The organism is Neisseria sp. HMSC069H12, from assembly GCF_001812735.1.
In the GTDB taxonomy this organism is placed as follows: Bacteria; Pseudomonadota; Gammaproteobacteria; order Burkholderiales; family Neisseriaceae; genus Neisseria; species Neisseria subflava.
The window spans coordinates 118,675-137,408 of the sequence record NZ_KV810287.1 but is presented as its reverse complement, the minus strand read 5'-3'; the positions used below and the strand labels follow the sequence as shown (position 1 = coordinate 137,408).

At 50.5% G+C, this 18,734-nt stretch carries 18 protein-coding genes, 2 tRNA genes and 2 pseudogenes; 14 read left to right on the top strand and 8 right to left on the bottom strand.

Annotated features, from left to right (window positions below):
* Nucleotides 1–41: 41 nt before the first annotated feature.
* A pseudogene (locus HMPREF2872_RS07675) lies at nt 42–533 on the bottom strand (DNA topoisomerase IV subunit B); the annotation flags it as partial.
* Between the two features lie 9 nt (nt 534–542).
* Here HMPREF2872_RS07675 and HMPREF2872_RS07670 point away from each other — a divergent pair.
* The 7 genes and pseudogenes from HMPREF2872_RS07670 to HMPREF2872_RS07640 all read left to right on the top strand — a co-directional run.
* A pseudogene (locus HMPREF2872_RS07670) lies at nt 543–815 on the top strand (glutamine--tRNA ligase); the annotation flags it as partial.
* A gap of 82 nt (nt 816–897) precedes the next feature.
* Nucleotides 898–1,800, top strand: a complete 903-nt coding sequence (locus HMPREF2872_RS07665) for a DMT family transporter (RefSeq protein ID WP_070632679.1) — start codon at nt 898–900, stop codon at nt 1,798–1,800.
* A gap of 244 nt (nt 1,801–2,044) precedes the next feature.
* Nucleotides 2,045–3,304, top strand: coding sequence for a transcription termination factor Rho (gene rho / locus HMPREF2872_RS07660; protein WP_003680905.1), 1,260 nt, complete (start codon nt 2,045–2,047; stop codon nt 3,302–3,304).
* 56 nt (nt 3,305–3,360) lie between these two features.
* A complete protein-coding gene (locus HMPREF2872_RS07655; protein ID WP_070632677.1) occupies nt 3,361–4,719 on the top strand; it encodes a deoxyguanosinetriphosphate triphosphohydrolase in 1,359 nt (452 codons plus the stop codon).
* Between the two features lie 132 nt (nt 4,720–4,851).
* Nucleotides 4,852–4,928, top strand: a tRNA-Arg gene (locus HMPREF2872_RS07650).
* A gap of 12 nt (nt 4,929–4,940) precedes the next feature.
* Nucleotides 4,941–5,015, top strand: a tRNA-Glu gene (locus HMPREF2872_RS07645).
* A 393-nt stretch (nt 5,016–5,408) separates the two neighbouring features.
* Nucleotides 5,409–5,966, top strand: coding sequence for a hypothetical protein (locus HMPREF2872_RS07640; RefSeq protein ID WP_070632696.1), 558 nt, complete (start codon nt 5,409–5,411; stop codon nt 5,964–5,966).
* Nucleotides 5,967–6,049: 83 nt separating this feature from the next.
* Here the strand turns inward: HMPREF2872_RS07640 and HMPREF2872_RS07635 are convergent, their stop codons facing one another.
* From HMPREF2872_RS07635 to HMPREF2872_RS07625, 3 genes are all read right to left on the bottom strand, one after another.
* The gene (locus tag HMPREF2872_RS07635) at nt 6,050–7,360 is read right to left on the bottom strand and encodes an NCS2 family permease (protein WP_049329030.1); all 1,311 of its coding nucleotides are present in this window, start codon (nt 7,358–7,360) and stop codon (nt 6,050–6,052) included.
* Between the two features lie 227 nt (nt 7,361–7,587).
* Complete coding sequence (gene miaB / locus HMPREF2872_RS07630; RefSeq protein WP_070632675.1) at nt 7,588–8,910, bottom strand: tRNA (N6-isopentenyl adenosine(37)-C2)-methylthiotransferase MiaB; 1,323 nt, start codon at nt 8,908–8,910, stop codon at nt 7,588–7,590.
* A 73-nt stretch (nt 8,911–8,983) separates the two neighbouring features.
* On the bottom strand, nt 8,984–9,379 hold the full coding sequence (locus HMPREF2872_RS07625; protein ID WP_049333912.1) for a hypothetical protein: 396 nt from the start codon (nt 9,377–9,379) through the stop codon (nt 8,984–8,986).
* A gap of 198 nt (nt 9,380–9,577) precedes the next feature.
* On the opposite strand from HMPREF2872_RS07625, the gene hemL reads away from it, so the two are divergent.
* Nucleotides 9,578–10,861: a glutamate-1-semialdehyde 2,1-aminomutase gene (gene hemL / locus HMPREF2872_RS07620; RefSeq protein WP_070632673.1), complete on the top strand. Its 1,284-nt coding sequence runs from the start codon at nt 9,578–9,580 to the stop codon at nt 10,859–10,861.
* A gap of 78 nt (nt 10,862–10,939) precedes the next feature.
* On the opposite strand, the gene HMPREF2872_RS07615 is transcribed toward hemL, so the two are convergent.
* Nucleotides 10,940–11,404 carry a universal stress protein gene (locus tag HMPREF2872_RS07615; RefSeq protein WP_003748822.1) on the bottom strand — a complete coding sequence of 155 codons (465 nt, stop codon included), beginning with the start codon at nt 11,402–11,404 and terminating at the stop codon, nt 10,940–10,942.
* Between the two features lie 186 nt (nt 11,405–11,590).
* On the opposite strand from HMPREF2872_RS07615, the gene HMPREF2872_RS07610 reads away from it, so the two are divergent.
* The 6 genes from HMPREF2872_RS07610 (at nt 11,591) to rpmG (ending at nt 15,838) form a co-directional block, all read left to right on the top strand.
* On the top strand, nt 11,591–12,367 hold the full coding sequence (locus tag HMPREF2872_RS07610) for a tRNA threonylcarbamoyladenosine dehydratase (protein ID WP_070632671.1): 777 nt from the start codon (nt 11,591–11,593) through the stop codon (nt 12,365–12,367).
* A gap of 13 nt (nt 12,368–12,380) precedes the next feature.
* The gene (locus tag HMPREF2872_RS07605; protein ID WP_070632668.1) at nt 12,381–12,848 is read left to right on the top strand and encodes a hypothetical protein; all 468 of its coding nucleotides are present in this window, start codon (nt 12,381–12,383) and stop codon (nt 12,846–12,848) included.
* Between the two features lie 92 nt (nt 12,849–12,940).
* Entirely contained in the window at nt 12,941–13,843 is a 903-nt protein-coding gene (locus tag HMPREF2872_RS07600; protein WP_070632667.1) for a segregation and condensation protein A, read from the top strand.
* Nucleotides 13,840–15,168, top strand: coding sequence for a branched-chain amino acid transport system II carrier protein (gene brnQ / locus HMPREF2872_RS07595; protein WP_070632665.1), 1,329 nt, complete (start codon nt 13,840–13,842; stop codon nt 15,166–15,168). Before HMPREF2872_RS07600 ends, brnQ begins: the two co-directional genes overlap by 4 nt.
* A 250-nt stretch (nt 15,169–15,418) precedes the next feature.
* Nucleotides 15,419–15,652, top strand: a complete 234-nt coding sequence (gene rpmB, locus HMPREF2872_RS07590; protein WP_002216391.1) for a 50S ribosomal protein L28 — start codon at nt 15,419–15,421, stop codon at nt 15,650–15,652.
* Nucleotides 15,653–15,682: 30 nt separating this feature from the next.
* Nucleotides 15,683–15,838 carry a 50S ribosomal protein L33 gene (gene rpmG / locus HMPREF2872_RS07585; protein WP_003684373.1) on the top strand — a complete coding sequence of 52 codons (156 nt, stop codon included), beginning with the start codon at nt 15,683–15,685 and terminating at the stop codon, nt 15,836–15,838.
* A 228-nt stretch (nt 15,839–16,066) separates the two neighbouring features.
* On the opposite strand, the gene nqrM is transcribed toward rpmG, so the two are convergent.
* The 3 genes from nqrM to nqrF form a co-directional block, all read right to left on the bottom strand.
* Nucleotides 16,067–16,288: a (Na+)-NQR maturation NqrM gene (gene nqrM / locus HMPREF2872_RS07580; RefSeq protein ID WP_003680888.1), complete on the bottom strand. Its 222-nt coding sequence runs from the start codon at nt 16,286–16,288 to the stop codon at nt 16,067–16,069.
* A 17-nt stretch (nt 16,289–16,305) separates the two neighbouring features.
* Entirely contained in the window at nt 16,306–17,373 is a 1,068-nt protein-coding gene (locus HMPREF2872_RS07575; RefSeq protein WP_083311763.1) for an FAD:protein FMN transferase, read from the bottom strand.
* Between the two features lie 132 nt (nt 17,374–17,505).
* Nucleotides 17,506–18,723 carry an NADH:ubiquinone reductase (Na(+)-transporting) subunit F gene (nqrF, locus tag HMPREF2872_RS07570; RefSeq protein WP_049360298.1) on the bottom strand — a complete coding sequence of 406 codons (1,218 nt, stop codon included), beginning with the start codon at nt 18,721–18,723 and terminating at the stop codon, nt 17,506–17,508.
* Nucleotides 18,724–18,734 lie beyond the last annotated feature (11 nt).

Below are 18,734 nucleotides of genomic sequence, written 5' to 3'. Positions count from 1 at the left end.
AAATACTGTAAACAACGCTACTAGTTTCTACACCTGAAAACCTAAATATCCGCTTCCACCCGGTCGCCTTCGGCTTCCATCCAGCTACGGCGGGCGGCGGCTTCGCCTTTACCCATCAGGCGGGTGAAGGCGGCGAGCGTGGTTTCACTATCGTGCTCGGGAATGCCCACGCGCAGCAGGCGGCGGGTGTCGGGGTTCATGGTGGTGTCTTTGAGCTGGTCGGGGTTCATTTCGCTCAGGCCTTTGAAGCGGCTGATGGAATAGGCGGATTCTTTGACTTTTTCGGCGGCGAGCCGCTCCAAAATGCCTTCGAGTTCGCCTTGGTCGAGCGCGTAGAATTTGCGCGCGGGGCGGCTTTTGCCCTGGGCATTGACATCCACGCGGAACAGCGGCGGTTGGGCAACGTAGATATGGCCGTGGCGGATCAGCGTGGGAAAGTGGCGGTAAAACAGGGTGAGCAGCAGCACTTGTATGTGTGAGCCGTCCACATCGGCGTCCGACAAAATGGCGATTTTGCCGTAGCGCATGCCGTTCCCGCCACCGTGCGCCTGTACGACCGCCTGTTCACCGAACCCCGTCCCGATGCCGTGCGCGGCGAAGACGGCGAATACCTGCCGTTTACCGATTTTCTCAACCCCGAATCGGCCAGAGAAATCACCGCCTACGCCGAACCCGCAGCCAAAAACCTGCCCGCCGAAAGCCGCTGGCAGTTTGAACGTTTGGGCTATTTCGTTACCGACCGCAAAGACCACAGCAAAGACACGCCGGTGTTTAACCGCACTGTGACGTTGAAAGATTCTTGGCAGCCCAAGTAATCTGTTTGCAGTTGCTATATTGAAGGCCGTCTGAAAACTTGAAATCCGGTTTTCAGACGGCTTTTGTTGATAAAGGATTGAGATGGAACGTTATTCCGTACATTTGAAACTGCTGGGAATGGCGGTGTTGTGGGGTGCGTCTTGGCCGATGGGGCGGATGCTGGGGCAGTCGCTGCCGCCGCTGACAGGCGGGGCGGTTCGGTTTGTACTGGCTTCGGTTTTGTTGTTGGGCTGGTTGTTTGCGCGCAGCAGGTTTGCGACTTTGGCGGCTTTGTCGGCGCGGCAATGGCTGGGCTTGGCGGTAGCTGCTTCCGTCGGGGTATGCGGCTATGCGGTGTTTTTTATGCTGGGCTTGCAGGCGATGCCTGCGGGCAAGGCGGCGGTGGTCGTGGCGGTGAATCCCGTGCTGACGCTGCTGCTGGCGGCTTGGCTTTTCGGCGAGCGTTTAAACGCGAAGATTTTGGCAGGTATGCTGTTGGCGGTCTGTGGCGCGATAACGGCGGTCACGCAAGGGCAGCCTTTGACGGTATTATCGGGCGGCATCAAGGCGGGGGAGTGGCTGATTTTCGGCTGCGTGGTTTGTTGGGCGGCTTATACCTTAATCGGACGCGCGGTTTTGCGTGGTATAGACGCGCTGACGGTAACGGCGGCAACTTCGCTTATCGGCGCGTTGATGTTGTCGGTGGTGGCGTTGTGGGTTGATGGATTACCGTTTGAGGCAATGGCGGCAATGGATGGGCGCGGTTGGACGGCATTGGCGTGGCTGGTCATCGGCGCGACGGTATTGGCATATGCGTGGTATTTCGAAGGTGTGAAGATTTTGGGCGCAGGCAGTGCGGCGGCGTACATTACGCTCGTGCCGATTTTCGGTGTACTGTCTTCGGCGTGGTTTTTGGGCGAACCGTTGCATATTTCGCTGGTTGCAGGTTGTGCAGCGGCAGTCGGCGGCATGACGCTGATGCGGTACGGGCAGAAGGCCGTCTGAAGTTGGGCAAATACTCGGATTTTTGATAATAAGATTGCGGTTGCCACGTTACTTCCAGCCGTAATCTTATTGAAGGATAAGACTAAGTTGCGGCCTTAGTGTTCGATTTAAAAATTTGACACCCTGCCTCCAACTGCCTAAAATTCAACTTTCTCAAAAATCTACCGTATCCTGCGGCACGATTTCATACTTTCAGACGGCCTTTGTGCCATCTCTCTGATACCATTCAAAATATATCAATACTATGCACGTTTCAGAACTCCAAACCCTCCACATTTCCAAACTCTTGGAAATGGCAGAAGAACATGGCATTGAAAACGCCAACCGTTTCCGCAAACAAGACCTCGTTTTTGCCATCGTCCGCCAGATGATGAAGCAGAATGTCAGCTTCACCTGCTCCGGTACACTCGAAATCCTGCCCGACGGCTTCGGTTTCTTGCGCAGCGCAGATACTTCTTACCTTGCCGGCCCTGACGATATTTATGTTTCGCCAACGCAAATCCGCCGCTTCAATCTGCACACCGGCGACACCATCGAAGGCAGCGTGCGCGTGCCTAAAGACAACGAGCGTTATTTCGCGCTTGTCCGCCTTGATACCATCAACGGCGATCAGCCCGAAGTCTGCAAACACAAAATCCTCTTTGAAAACCTCACGCCTTTATTTCCAACCGAACAATTCAAGCTTGAGCGCGACATCAAAGCCGAAGAAAATCTGACCGGCCGCGCCATCGACTTGGTTTCCCCAATTGGTAAAGGCCAACGTGCATTGTTGGTTGCGCCGCCTAAAACCGGTAAAACCGTGATGTTGCAAAACATTGCTCATGCCATTACCGCCAATTATCCCGATGTCGAGCTGATTGTCCTGTTGATTGACGAACGACCGGAAGAAGTGACCGAGATGAGTCGTTCTGTACGTGGCGAAGTGGTTTCCTCTACGTTTGACGAGCCTGCGCAACGCCATGTACAAGTGGCCGAGATGGTGATTGAAAAAGCCAAACGCATGGTCGAACACAAAAAAGACGTGGTGATTTTGCTGGATTCGATTACCCGCTTGGCGCGCGCCTACAATACCGTTGTACCGACTTCGGGCAAAATTCTGACCGGCGGTGTTGATGCCAACGCTTTACACCGTCCGAAACGCTTTTTCGGCGCAGCGCGTAATGTGGAAGAGGGCGGTTCGCTTACCATTATTGCGACGGCACTTGTTGAAACCGGCAGCCGCATGGACGACGTGATTTACGAAGAGTTCAAAGGCACGGGCAATATGGAATTGCACCTTGACCGCCGCATGGCAGAAAAACGCCTGTTCCCGGCCATCAGCATCAACAAATCCGGTACGCGCCGCGAAGAATTGCTGGTGCCGAACGATCAGTTGCAACGTATGTGGCTCTTGCGCAAATTCCTGCACCCTATGGACGAAATCGAAGCGACCGAGTTTTTGGTGGGCAAACTCAAAGACTCTAAAAATAACGACGATTTCTTTGAATTGATGCGCGGTAAATAAGCATAAGGCCGTCTGAATATGTTTCAGACGGCCTTTACTTTGCTTGAGGAACCTTTATGACCATCCAAATGAATTGGCAAAACTTATTATCTACTCAACGTTTCCGTACTAAAAACGGTGAAATCGTGCCGACCGTTACCCCTTCGACGCAGGAAGGTGCCGATGCTTTGCGTACGGATTTTCACATTGACTACGACCGGGTTGTTTTCTCCGGAGCCTTCCGCCGTCTTGGCCGTAAAACGCAAGTGCATCCGCTGGCGCAACATGACTTGACGCACAACCGTCTGACGCACAGCGTTGAAGTTGCCAGCGTGGGCAGGAGCTTGGGCAACCGCGTGGGCGTGATGTTGCACAACGGCGGTTTTCTGCCGCAGGGCAATACGCCCAGCGATATTGGTGCCGTGGTGCAGGTTTCCTGTTTGGCGCATGATTTGGGCAATCCGCCGTTTGGCCATACCGGCGAAGATGCTTTGCGCGATTGGTTCAGACGGCCTGAACATCAAATTTATCTGAACGCATTAAACGAAGCGGAACGCAACGATATTCAAACTTATGAAGGCAATGCGCATAGCCTGCGTATCGTTGCCAGCCTTGAAATGTATCCGGAGGCGGGCGGAATGCGCCTGACTGCGGCAGCCATCGGCGCATTATTGAAGTATCCGTGGACAACGCAACATCCGAACGGCAGAAAGAAATTCAATATTTATCAAACAGAGTTGCCGTTTATCCGTCAAGTTGCCGACGAATTGGGGCTGGTTTCCGCAGGAGTAGACAGCTGGGCGCGCCATCCTTTGTCTTATTTGATGGAGGCTGCCGACGATATTTGCTATGCCTTGCTGGACTTGGAAGATGCCGTCGAATTGGATTTGCTCACGGATACGGAAGTGGAGAGTATCTTGTCCGAGCTGACCTTTGCCGAAAGCGCATGGCACGCCAGCTCCAGCCGTCAGCGTTGCGCCATGTTGCGTGGCATTGCGATCGGCAAGGCGATTGATGATGTCGCGCAAACCTTTATGCTGCATCAGTCCGATTTGTTGGACGGAACATTCAAAGGCAAAGACTTGCTTGCCCTGTGTAGCCCGCAAGTGCAAAACACTTTGGCAAAAGCAAAAGAATTGGCTCAAACACGGATTTTCCGCCATCACACCAAGCTGTTGACCGAGATCGCCACGTTCCCATGTTTAGGCTCCATCTTGGATTTACTTGTCCCTGCCGCGTATGCCCTGATTGCTGAAAAACAGTTGGCAACACGTCAGTCTTTGGCGTTGGAATTATTGAAAAAGTACAATCCGATTCTTCCTGAAGACAGTCTGTATCAGGCCTATATGAAAATTTTGGATTTTGTCGGCGGCATGACCGATAACTCCGCCGCCAAAATGGCGCAGGATTTGTCAGGAGTAGGGATTTTACGTTAATTTTATATTTTTTAATTTCAATCAGTTAATTGAAAATATAAAAAATATCTGCGAAAAGAGTAGACAGGTTTCGGCAAAGCCTATACTATTCGGTCTTCTTGATTCACAACGCACTAGCGAAGTGATAAGGATGCACCCGTAGCTCAGTTGGATAGAGTATCTGGCTACGAACCAGAGGGTCGGGCGTTCGAATCGCTCCGGGTGCGCCACAAGATTTATCCGCGCCCATCGTCTAGCGGTTAGGACATCGCCCTTTCACGGCGGTAACCGGGGTTCGATTCCCCGTGGGCGTGCCAGTTTTCAAAAAAACGCAATCTGTTTCAGATTGCGTTTTTTTATTGCATTTACTGTTTGTATTCTAAGGCCGTCTGAAACGCTCAGCAAATCCAGAGACAGAAGCTTGTAAAATAAATTGCTCAGTTTTTTGTTGTCTATATGCGCTTTTCAATTTCATTTTACCATTGTCAAAACCCAATTTATTGACAACAGTATTTATCTTAAAAATTCCCAAACCTGAATTTACATGATTTCATATTTATAATTTATTGATTTTAGGAAATAAAAATATTTATTTGAACTTTTCTTAAAAAATGCCGTCTGAGATAAAGACAAGACGGAATATCTCTGTTAATGTGTAAATGTCAGCCGGCGTTTGCCGGTTTTTTATTGAAACCATTTGGGAGTCAATTATGAATATGAATGTTAAATTAATCGTTCCTGCCGTTTTGGCGGCTGTTGCCCTGACTGCATGTAGCAGCGGTTCTAAAGCCAAACCTGAAACCAAAGCTGCGCCTACTGCGCAACAACAAACTCAAGCTCAGGCTCAACAAGCTCAAGCTCCAGTACCTAATACTTTGAAAGTAGACTCTATCGACGGTACTAAAGAAGTTCACTACAAATGCGGTAAAGACGGCAAAGAGCCTCTGAGCGTAATGTACGGCTTCAAAGGCAACGAAGTTGTTGCTGCACAAGTAAAATACAAAGGTCAATTAACTGAAAACCTGTTCCGTATCACTGACAGCAGCAAAGATGTAAACGCATTCTGGGGCGGCAATGTCGCTTGGGTTGCTGAAGCAGCTACTGCAGCCAACGTAGACAAAGTTGACGGCAACATGCTGACTGTCCGCGGTACTACCGAAGTAAACGGCAAACAAGAAGTGGTTGATCAAATCGTTACCCGCTTCTGCGCATTGGACAAAGGCGCGAAAGCTGCCGCTAAACCAGCTGCTAAAAAAGCGAAAAAATAATCTTTTACCGACAGCTTTAAATGCTGGGTAAAATAAAACAGGCCGTCTGAAAAGTTTTCAGACGGCCTGTTCTTTTGAGTGGTTTAACCCAAGAACCAGAATTTCAGTGCCCACAATACGGCGACGATCCATACCATAGGCGGTACGTCTTGAGTGCGGTTGCACAAGAGTTTGATGAGTGCGTAGCTGATAAAGCCGAATGCAATACCGTCGGCAATCGAGTAGGTAAACGGCATGAAGACGATGGTCAGGAATGCCGGCGCGGCTTCGGTCATGTCGTCCCAATCGATTTCGCGCGCGCTGCGCAACATTTGTGCGCCAACATAGAGCAGGGCGGGTGCGGTAGCGAATGCAGGAATGCTTTGAACCAGCGGGGAGAAAATCAGACAGGCCAGCATCAGTACGCCGACAGTAACGGCAGTCAGGCCGGTACGGCCGCCGGCAGAAACGCCTGCCGCGCTTTCAACGTAAGGGGTAGTGGAAGAAGTACCCAAGGCGGCGCCTGCGATAATGGCGGTAGAGTCGGCAAGCAGGGCGCGTTTCAAACGCGGCAGTTTGCCGTCTTGCAACAGGCCTGCGCGGTGGGAAACACCGACCAATGTGCCGGTAGAGTCAAACAGGTCAACCAGGAAGAATACAAAAATCACGCTGACCATGCTGACGGTGAACAAGCCTTTAAAGTCCATCTGCATGAAGGTTGGCGCAATGCTCGGAACTTCGCCGACCACACCTTTGAACTCGCTCAAGCCCAAGATGGTGGAGATGGCGGTCAGCGTCAGAATGGTAATGATGATGGAGCCTTTAACGCGGAAGTGGCCAAGTGCAACCACCATGACAAAGCCTGCCATTGCCAGCAGGGCGGTAGGCTGGTGGATGTCGCCCAATCCGACTAATGTGGCAGGATTGGCCACAATCACGCCTGCTCCTTTGAGCGCAATCAATGCCAAGAAGAGGCCGATGCCTGCGGCAATCGACATTTTCAAGCCCATAGGCAGGGCGTTGACCAGCATTTCGCGCACTTTAAAGAAGCTGAAAAGGATGAAAATAATACCGGAGATGAAAACGGCACTCAAAGCCACACGCCAGTCCACGCCCATGCCTTTGACGACGGCAAAAGTAAAGTAAGCGTTCAAACCCATGCCCGGAGCGAGGGCGATCGGGTAGTTGCCGACAAAGCCCATCACGAAACAGCCGATGGCTGAGGCAATACAGGTGGCCACAAATACTGCGCCCATATCCATGCCGGTTTCGCCCAAAATCAGGGGATTGACGATGATGATGTAGCACATGGCGAGGAAGGTTGTCACACCGGCCATAATTTCCGTGCGGACGTTGGTCTGATTGGCGTTGAGGTTGAATAATCTTTCCAAAACGCTTTGATTTGAAGAACTCATTCGAGATATTCCTTTGGGGAAAGCCGTTTAAGGACGGCATCAGCGGGTTTAACTGCCGGAGGCTCGGATTTTTGCCTTAACTTCTCAACAGATAAGGGAATTTTCGGGCGGTATTATACTGAAAAGCCTTTTGTTCGGGTAATAAAAATACATGAATCAGATGATACGGAGCCGAACCAAGATAAAGGCCGTCTGAACAGTTTCAGACGGCCTTTGTTTGTGTGTGCTTATACCGGTTTGCCTTTCAGGGAGAAAGTGTAGGCTTCGGTGATTTCCAAATCGATCATTTGGTTGATCATGTTGGGTGTACCGGTAAAGTTGACCACGCGGTTGTTGGCGGTACGGGCTTGCAGTTGGTCAGGGTCTTTTTTGGAGATACCTTCAACCAAGCAGCGTTGAACCGTGCCGATCATGGTTTGGTTGATGCGCGCGGTTTCGGCTTCGATGATTTCGTTCAAAGCTTCGAGGCGGCGCACTTTTTCTTCGTGCGGCGTGTCGTCGTGCAGGTTGGCGGCAGGTGTGCCAGGGCGCGGACTGTAAATAAAGACGAAGCTCAAGTCGAAGGCGATGTCTTTGACCAGTTTCAAGGTTTGCTCGAACTCGCGCTCGGTCTCGCCCGGGAAGCCGACGATAAAGTCGGAGCTGAGACACAAATCAGGACGGATGGCGCGCAGCTTGCGGATGATGGATTTGTATTCCAAGGCGGTGTATCCGCGTTTCATCGCGCTCAATACGCGGTCGGAACCACTTTGAATCGGCAGGTGCAGGTGGGAAACCAGCTTCGGCAGGTCGCGGTAGCACTCGATAATCGCGTCGGTAAATTCGCGCGGATGGCTGGTGGTAAAGCGAAGGCGTTCGATACCGGGGATTTCGTGGACGATGCGCAACAAAGTGGCAAAGTCGCAGATTTCGCCGTTTTCCATTTCGCCGCGATAGGCATTGACGTTTTGGCCTAAGAGATTGATTTCTTTAACACCTTGTTGCGCCAAGCCTGCAATCTCAGTCAATACGTCGTTGAGCGGGCGGGAGAATTCTTCGCCGCGGGTATAAGGGACGACGCAGTAAGAGCAGTATTTGGAACAGCCTTCCATAATGGAAATGAAAGCCGAGCCGCCTTCTACGCGCGCAGGCGGCAGGTGGTCGAATTTTTCGATTTCGGGGAAGGAAATATCGATTTGAGACAGGCCGGTGGTTTCTTTGTCGACGATGAGTTTGGGCAGGCGGTGCAGCGTTTGCGGGCCGAAAACCACGTCCACATACGGAGCGCGTTTGACGATGTTTTCGCCTTCTTGAGAGGCAACGCAGCCGGCAACGCCGATGATGAGGTCGGGATTTTTTTCTTTGAGCGGGCGTACGCGGCCCAAGTCGGAGAAGACTTTCTCTTGCGCTTTTTCACGCACGGAGCAGGTGTTGAACAAGATGATGTCGGCGTCGTCAGGTTGGGTAACCTGTTCGATGCCGCCGTGTTCTTCAGCGAGGACGGACAGCATTTTTTCGCTGTCGTACTCGTTCATTTGGCACCCGAAGGTGCGGATAAATACTTTTTTCATGGTTTGTTTTGATTGATTTGCTTGTTGTAAAAGGGTTCAGATGGCCTGTGAAATACTCGGGCCGTCTGAAAAATTATTCTTCCGCCTTTTTCTGCTTTTTAGCGTGTTCGATGAACCTGTCGGCTTCGGCGTCGGTCAAAATCCAGATTTCGCGGACGAGCCGGCTTTCTTCGTTGTATTTGAATGCAACGGCTTTGCCGGTTTGATTCAGTAGGCGGCCCATCGGGATGAAACGGTCGTTTTCATCGTGGATTTTGGTGAAACGGGTGATTTGCAGTTTGGCCGCGTTGCCGTCCACAATGCCCAAGGTCAGCAGGCGTGTCCAAGAAAAACCGCCTTTGCTGACTTTCAGATAAGGCAAATCGACAGTTTTTAAAACGGCTACGTCCATATCGTCAGGCAGGCTGCGTTGTGCATGGACGAGGGAGGACGCCAAAAGGGCGAGGCTGAGTATGAATCCGCGTAACATGATGCTTTTCTTTTATTGTTTCAATAGGTCGCGGATTATAGCACAAGCAGGAAAAATGTGGATAGAGTGTTTGTTTTTAAAGAATAATTTTGATTTTGCGCCAGATTCTTATTTTGAAGCTTGGGCCGTCTGAAAAGGATTTGGTGTTAAAATGGCATCAATTTGATTTTCAGACGACCTCTTACGAAAGAATTGACCATGAACCGTAATGAAAGCTTGTTCAACCGCGCCAAAGCCATTATTCCCGGCGGCGTGAATTCTCCCGTGCGCGCATTCGGCAGCGTCGGCGGCGTACCGCGCTTTATCAAAAAGGCAGAAGGCGCGTATGTTTGGGACGAAAACGGCACGCGTTATACCGACTATGTCGGCTCTTGGGGCCCTGCGATTGTCGGCCATGCCCATCCAGAAGTCATTGAAGCCGTGCGCGAAGCAGCATTGGGCGGTTTGTCGTTTGGTGCGCCAACTGAAGGCGAAATTGTCATTGCCGAAGAAATTGCCAAAATCATGCCGTCCGTCGAGCAGCTGCGCCTTGTCAGCTCCGGTACGGAAGCAACAATGACCGCCATTCGTTTGGCACGCGGTTTTACCGGCCGCGACAAAATTATCAAGTTTGAAGGCTGCTATCACGGCCATTCCGACAGTCTGTTGGTGAAAGCAGGCAGCGGTCTGTTGACGTTTGGCAATCCTTCTTCCGCCGGTGTGCCTGCCGACTTTACCAAACACACTTTGGTACTTGAATACAACAATATCGCCCAACTGGAAGAAGCCTTTGCACAAAGCGGTAATGACATCGCCTGTGTGATTTTGGAGCCTTTCGTCGGCAATATGAATCTGGTCAGGCCGTCTGAAGCCTTTGTCAAAGCCTTGCGTGAATTGACTGAAAAACATGGTGCCGTATTGATTTACGACGAAGTGATGACCGGCTTCCGCGTGGCGCTGGGCGGCGCGCAATCTTTGCACGGCATTAAACCCGATTTGACCACCATGGGCAAAGTAATCGGCGGCGGTATGCCTTTGGCGGCGTTCGGCGGCCGTAAAGACATCATGGAATGCATTTCCCCCTTAGGCGGCGTGTATCAGGCAGGTACATTGTCCGGCAATCCGATTGCGGTTGCAGCCGGTTTGAAAACGTTGGAAATCATTCAGCGCGAAGGCTTCTATGAAAACCTGACTGCCCTGACCCAACGCCTCGCCAACGGTATTACCGACGCGGCCAAAGCGCACGGCGTTGAATTTACGGCGGACAGCGTGGGTGGCATGTTCGGTCTGTATTTTGCCAACCATGCACCGCAAAACTACGCCGATATGGCGCGTTCCAATATTGAAGGTTTCAAACATTTCTTCCACGGTATGCTCGACCGCAATGTTGCCTTCGGCCCGTCAGCTTATGAAGCCGGTTTTGTTTCCGCCGCGCATACGCCTGAGCTGATTGACGAAACCATTGCTGTGGCACACGAAGTGTTCAAAGAAATGGCGAAATAAAAGCTGAAGCTGTCATGTGAAAAAAGGCCGTCTGAAAAATATTCAGACGGCCTTTCGCTATTTTAAATCAATGCTTGATTATGCTTCTTCAGCTTTGCTGCGGATAATCAGCAGAGGCAGGTGGCTTTGGCGCATTACGGTTTCGGCGAAGCTGCCCATCAGCAGGTGCATCAGGCCAGTGCGGCCGTGTGTGCCGAGTACCAGCAGGTCGGCGCCGTTTTCGTCGGCGTAGTCAACCAAGTCTTGAGCCATTTCGCGCGCGCCTTTGTTGGCGACCAACAGGTGTTTCACGATGTTTTCAACACCGTTTTCACGCGCTGTTTTTTCTGCAAAATCTAAAACTTCGTTGCCTTGGGCAACGGCGGCGGCTTCGTAGCTTTCGTGTTGCAGGAATTCAGGTGCCAAAGCCATGTATTCGGCAGGGTTGGCAACGTGAACCAAAGTCAGTTGGGCTTTGTTGAGGCTTGCCAGTTCGGCGGCGTGTTTCAATGCATTGAGGGAGGTCTCGCTACCGTCAACGGCTACAACCAGATGTTTGTACATATTCATTCTCCTTTTGCGCCGAGTAGCGGCACTTTCGTTTAATATGAAATCAGAACTTGTCTGAATGTGAAACGATTATAAACTCTTTCGGGCAGGTACAACAGCCCATCTGCTTTCAAGTATAATGTCTGTCCGAATCGCCTGTCGCGTTTTTCATTAATTTATTGATATATCACAAGGTTGCTTATGCAGGACGCCGCTTTTCTTTCTTCGCGCCGCTTTGGCGGCATTGCCAGACTTTACGGAGACGAAGCGCTGGTGCGCTTTTCGCGCGCGCATGTGTGCGTGGTCGGCGTCGGCGGCGTCGGCTCGTGGGCGGTAGAGGCGTTGGCGAGGAGCGGCATCGGTCGTTTAACGCTGATTGATTTGGACAATGTTGCCGAATCCAATGTCAACCGCCAGCTTCATGCGCTGACCGACGATTTCGGCAAGGCGAAGGTGACGGCGTTGCGCGAACGCATTGCCCAAATCAATCCGCAATGCGAAGTGGAGGAAATCGAGGATTTTGTGACGGAAGACAATCTGGAAACGCTTTTCAGACGACCTTTCGACTTTGTGATCGACGCGATAGACCAAGTACGCGTCAAGGCGGCGATGGCGGCTTATTTTGTGCAACACAAACAGCCGTTTATCCTCAGCGGCGGCGCGGGCGGACAGAAAAATCCGGCATTGATTCAAACCGCCGATTTGAGCCGCGTAACCCACGACCCGCTGCTTGCCAACCTGCGCTACACCTTGCGCAAACGCTACGGCTTCAGCCGCGATACCAAAGAAAAAATGCGCGTGCCTTGCGTTTATTCAACCGAGAATATTACGCCGCCGCAATCCGGCGAAGCGTGTTCGACCGATGTCGCGCCGCAAGGTTTGTCCTGCGCGGGCTATGGGGCGAGTATGCTGGTAACGGCTTCGTTTGGGCTGTATTGTGCGCAGGCGGCGGTGGAGCATATCGCGGGGCGGAAGTGAGGGGTAGAGGAAGATGGTTAAGAGCCGATTTTTCAAAGCCTATTTTATTGCCAGTCTGATTTATGCGGTATGGTTCGGCGTATTGATGTATGCTGTCGATCCGATGTTTCTTGATGTGATGGAATGCGATACGCTGCCGGGCGATTATTTGTGTGTGCAAAGCGGTTATGACCGCCCATTCACCACTTTTCTTTATCCGTTTCTGTCCGTCGTGATATTCAGCCTGTTGCACGCCGGTATTATGAAATGGCGCAAACGCCGTTCGGTTAAAATGATTTGGTTTTTGGTCGGCTGCGAAAGTTTGCTGTTGTCGGCTTTAATGGTGGCGATGCTGGCGAGGGATGGTTTTGTGTTTTCCCGAGATATCGGTTCGGTATTGACGGGTACGGTTTTCGCCAGCCTGCCGCTGTTGGGTATGGTCTTGGCTCAGACCTTTGCCGTCGCCATTGTTTCTGTGCAAATTAATCGTAAAAACCGCTGATTTTTATATTAAAAACGGATCGTCCTCGTTTCAGACGGCCTTTTGTTGATGAAACTTCTTACTAAACTTAAAAAGAAAAAGACCCTTTAACCATGTCTTCAGAACACCTTATCTCCTCCACTGCTGCAACGTCGTCTGAACATACCGTTGCCTGGGTGTTCGGTCAGCCTGTTACCGATGTGCCGCAGGATTTGTTTATTCCGCCCGATGCGTTGAAGGTGGTATTGAGCAGCTTCCAAGGGCCGTTGGATTTGCTGCTGTACCTTATCCGCAAGCAAAATATCGATGTCCTCGATATTCCGATGGTGAAAATTACCGAGCAGTATCTGCACTATATTGCCCAAATGGAGGCATATCAGTTTGATTTGGCGGCGGAATATCTTTTGATGGCAGCGATGCTGATTGAAATTAAATCGCGCCTGCTGCTGCCGCGTCCTGAAGAAGTTGAGGATGAAGAAGCTGATCCGCGTGCCGAATTGGTGCGCCGTCTGTTGGCTTACGAGCAGATGAAACTGGCGGCTCAGGGCTTGGACGCGTTGCCGCGTGCCGGACGTGATTTTGCTTGGGCGTATTTGCCGTTGGAAATTGCGGTCGAAGCGAAGTTGCCGGAAGTGTACGTTGCCGATTTGACGCAGGCTTGGTTGGGTATTTTGTCGCGTGCCAAGCATACGCGCAGTCATGAAGTGGTGCGGGAAACCATTTCCGTACGCGCGCAGATGACGGCGATTTTGCGTCGCTTGAACGAAAGCGGTATCAGCAAGTTCAGCGATTTGTTTAAGCCGGAGCAGGGCGCGACATATGTGGTGGTCAATTTTATTGCATTGCTGGAATTGGCTAAAGAAGGCTTGGTGCGTATCGTGCAGCCTGAAAATTATGGTGAAATCGAAATCAGCCTGAAAGACGGTTTGGAAACAAACGAAGCCGAAATGCTTTCAGACGGCCTTGAAGCTGATGAAACCGATAACGAAAATTTGAAAAAAGAAGAACTAAAATGAATTCGACGACAAGTCATAACAAAGCTTCTTTATGGGCGGTAGGCTTAATGCTGTTTGCCCTGTTTTTTGGGGCGGGGAACCTGATTTTTCCTGCTTTTTTGGGACAGCAGGCCGGTGAAAACTGGCTTTCGGCGATGTTTGGCTTTCTGCTGACCGGGGCGGGTTTGCCATTGTTGGGCGTGATTGCCGTCGGCTATTCCGGTTCGCGCGATGTGGAGGCGCTGGCTTCCCGTGTTGCGCCTTGGTACGGCGTGACTTTTGCCACGGCACTTTATTTGGCAATCGGCCCTCTGTTTGCCATGCCGCGTACGGCGACAGTGTCTTTTGAAACCGCGATTTCCCCTTTTATTGATGAATCTTGGAAAAACATCGCATTGGCCGTATTCAGCCTGGTGTTTTTCGGTATGACTTATTGGCTGTCGATTTCTCCGGGTAAGCTGGTTGACCGTATCGGTAAAATCCTCACGCCTGTTTTGTTGCTGTCAATTGCGATATTGGTCGGCTATGCCGCCATTAACCCAATGGGCGTGCCGCAGGCGGCGCAAGGCGATTTTGCCACTCATCCGTTGGTTAAAGGCATTTTGGAAGGCTACGGTACCATGGACGCGCTGGCTTCGCTGGTGTTTGCCATTATCGTCATCGATGCCGTTCGCGCCATGGGCGTGGACAACCGTGCAGACTTGCTGAAGACTACGACGATTTCGGGCGTGTTGGCGGCTTCTTGTTTGGCAGTGGTTTACCTGTTTATCGGCTATATGGGCGCGACAGGTGTGGCCGGTATCGGCTTGCAGGAAAACGGCGCGTCGGTTTTGTCTAAAACCGCACAGCACTATTTCGGTACGGCCGGTATTGTGTTGCTTGTCGTTATGGTGCTGCTTGCCTGTCTGAGTACGGCGGTGGGTTTGATTACTTCATGCGCCGAATATTTCAACCGTCTTTGCCCGGGTATTTCTTATAAAACCTTTGTGATACTGAATACAGTGGTGTCTATCCTGTTGGCCAATAAAGGCCTTTCAGCGATTTTGCATTTTTCCATCCCAATGCTGATGCTGTTGTATCCGCTGACCATCGTCATCATTCTGTTGGCTTTGACGGATAAACTGTTTGGCGGCAGCCGTATTGTCTATTTTTGCACCATGATGGCGGCCCTTGTAGTCGGTCTGCTCGATGCCTATAAGGCCGCGTTTGGATTGGATATCGACACCGCTGCCGCCATCGAGCGCGCATTGCCGTTTTACAATATTGGTTTAGGGTGGGTTGTTCCCTCTTTAGCCTGCTTTATACTCGGCTGCATTTTGAATGCGGCGTTGAAGAAAAAAGCATGATGACAAACAGGCCGTCTGAAATGTTCAGACGGCCTGTTTATTTCGCCAACTACGCAAACGACAGATGATTTTTTTAAAGAAATCCGTTATAATTGGAAAGTTAAGGCTTTGCGAAATACCGTTTCGCAGATGCAACATATTGAGAAGATTTATTTCCACAAATCCCGTTTTTTCAGCAAACGACTTGAACTGAAGGCGGATTTCGTGGTATAAATCGCGTTTTACTATTTTAGAAGTTTGGAGACTAACCATGGCACGAGTTTGCAAAGTGACCGGTAAGCGCCCGATGTCTGGCAATAACGTATCACACGCCAACAACAAAACCAAACGTCGTTTTTTGCCTAACTTGCAATCACGTCGTTTCTGGGTAGAAAGTGAAAACCGCTGGGTTCGCCTGCGCGTTTCTAACGCTGCATTGCGCACCATCGATAAAGTAGGCATTGATGTCGTATTGGCTGATTTGCGTGCTCGCGGCGAAGCTTAATTTAAACACCATTAATTAAGGATTACTGCAATGCGCGATAAAATCAAACTGGAGTCCAGCGCTGGTACTGGTCACTTCTACACAACTACTAAAAACAAACGTACTATGCCTGGCAAACTGGAAATCAAAAAATTTGACCCAGTAGCCCGTAAACACGTTATTTACAAAGAAACTAAATTGAAATAATCCGGTTTCTTCCAAGAAAAAGCTCCTGTTTTGCAGGAGCTTTTCTTTTTATTTTCTGATTGGTTTTTGGGGGGCTTGTTTCAAATGTGTATGCAAGATATTTTTGGATTGCTTTGGAATAGACAAAATAAAAGAGCGTGTATCCATTGGGATTACGCTCTTTTATTTTTCAGACGGCCTGATAGGAGATAAGCAGTCTTAAATCATGAGTAAACATTCAACAACGACTTAATGATCGACTTTGATGCCTTGATTGTCGGAATGTTGTTTTTTATCCAGCTCTTTTTGCAAGGTATCGCATGGCGTGTCACAATCGCACATTTTCTTCATGCCGAGAGAGGAAATGCCGCCGCAGCTACCTTTGATGGTGCGTTTGGAGAAAATATAGCCGACTGCCATGCCGAGGATGACAATAATAAAAATGCCGAAAGTCAGAAGGAGGGTTTTCATGTGTGTATTCCTGAAGGTTAGTTTAATAATTTCTTGAATGCGCTGGACATTTCAGTATGGTAGCTGCCTTGCGGGGTTCGGATGATAAGGAAAACGGCAAGATTTTCTTGTTCGGCAAGTTTAAGTGCGTCGGTTTCTCCGAGGACGAATAAGCCGGTTGAAAGGCCGTCTGCAAGTGTGGCGTTTTCAGCTACTACGCTGATGGAAGCAAGGTTGTGGCTGATGGGTTGTTTGGTTTTGGGGTTGATGATATGGGAAAGGCGGCGGCCTGACTTATCGACATGGAAAATGCGGTAGTCGCCGGACGTGGCCAGTGATTTATTGTCCAATGGAATAGTGATTTGGGTGGCACCGCCTTGAACAATATTGGGCTGCTCGATGCCGATACGCCAAGGGTTGCCTTGCGCATTACGGCCTTTGCCATGCAACTCGCCTCCGATTTCTACCAAATAATTGCCGATATTGAGTTTTTCAAGTTCGGCGGCGGTTTTATCCACGCCAAAGCCTTTGGCGATGGAGGATAGATCTAAATAGACTTCGGGATGGGTTTTCGCCAGTGTAGGCTGCTGTCCGTCTTGGGAAAGTTTGAGTTTGTCCGTACCGACTATTTCTGAAGCATGTTGGATTTCTTGTGCAGTCGGTTCGTGTGTGATTTCTTTTTGCGGGCCGAATCCCCAAAGGTTGACCAAAGGACCGACGGTTACGTCCAGTGCGCCGTGCGTCAGTTTGTTTAAACGCAAGGCTTCGCCGGTTACATAGGCAAAGTCTTGGGAAATGGGCATGGCCTGATTGACGGTGCGTAGCTGGTTGAATTGGCTGATTTCGGAATCAGTCTGGTAGGTAGACATTTGTCGATTGACTTCTTGAAGTGCGTCATCAATGCGTTTTTGGATTTCGGCAGGGGAGGGGAGTTTGTCTTGGCCGTCTGAAAGATATTTGACGGTATAGGTCGTGCCCATGGTCTCGCCTTGCAGGGTAATGGTTTGTTGTTTTTCAGGTTGGCAGGCAGAGAGTGTGAGTGCGGAAACGATGGCAACGGTACAACCGATTATCGGACGGTAAAACGAATTGGAAAGAAACAGCATAAGGGATTTGCAGATTATTTTTTGAAGCCTTTATTGTATCGTAAAAGAAAGGTTCAGGCCGTCTGAAAGTATGGTTTTCATACGGCCTGGCAATAAAAAAGGAAGAAACCGAAGTTTCTTCCTTTTTGTTGGTTAGCCGCCGAAATCGTCTAAAAGGATGTTTTCGTCTTCCACGCCCAAGTCTTTGAGCATTTTGATCACGGACTGGTTCATGATTGGAGGGCCGCACATGTAGAATTCGCAGTCTTCCGGTGCTTCATGGTTTTTCAGGTGGTTTTCGTAAACCACGTTGTGGATGAAGCCTGTGTAACCGTCCCAGTTGTCTTCAGGCAATGGGTCGGACAGGGCGACGTGCCATGTGAAGTTCGGGTACTCTGCCGCGAGTTGGTCGAAGTCTTCGACATAGAACATCTCGCGTTTAGAACGGGCACCATACCAGAAGGTAATCTTACGTTTGGAGTTCAAGCGTTTCAGCTGGTCGAAAATGTGGGAGCGCATCGGCGCCATACCTGCACCGCCACCAATGAATACCATTTCGGCATCGGTGTCTTTGGCGAAGAATTCGCCGAACGGGCCGGAGATGGTTACTTTGTCGCCGGGTTTGAGTGACCAGATGTAAGACGACATTTGTCCCGGAGGCGCATCGGGTACGCGCGGAGGCGGCGTGGCGATACGCACGTTCAGCATGATGATGCCTTTTTCTTCTGGATATGAAGCCATGGAGTAAGCGCGCAAAATCGGCTCGTCTACTTTAGAAACGTATTGCCACAGATTGTATTTGTCCCAGTCTTCGTGGTATTCCTTAGGAATGTCGAAGTCTTTGTAGGCAACAGTGTGAGGAGGGGCTTCAATTTGAATGTAGCCGCCGGCGCGGAAAGGCACTTCTTCGCCTTCTGGAATGGCAAGCTTGAGTTCTTTAATGAACGTTGCTTTGTTGTCATTGGAGATGACAGTACATTCCCATTTTTTTACACCGAATACTTCTTCCGGTACTTCGATGTCCATGTCGGTTTTAACGTTGACCTGACAAGACAGACGGCAGCCTTCGCGCGCTTCGCGTTTGCTGATGTGGGACAATTCGGTTGGCAGAATGTCGCCGCCGCCGCTTTTCACGACAACGCGGCACTGGCCGCATGAGCCGCCGCCACCGCAGGCGGAAGGAACGAAGATGCCTTGGCTGGCAAGCGCACCCAGCAGTTTGCCACCGGCAGGCATCGTCAGCTCTTTTTCGTTATTGACTTTGATAGTGATGTCGCCTTCGCTCACCAACTTGGATTTGGCAAACAGAATCATCAGTGCCAAAACCAAGACGATGAGGGTAAACATCACGATACCTAAAATAATCTCCATGCCGATTCCTT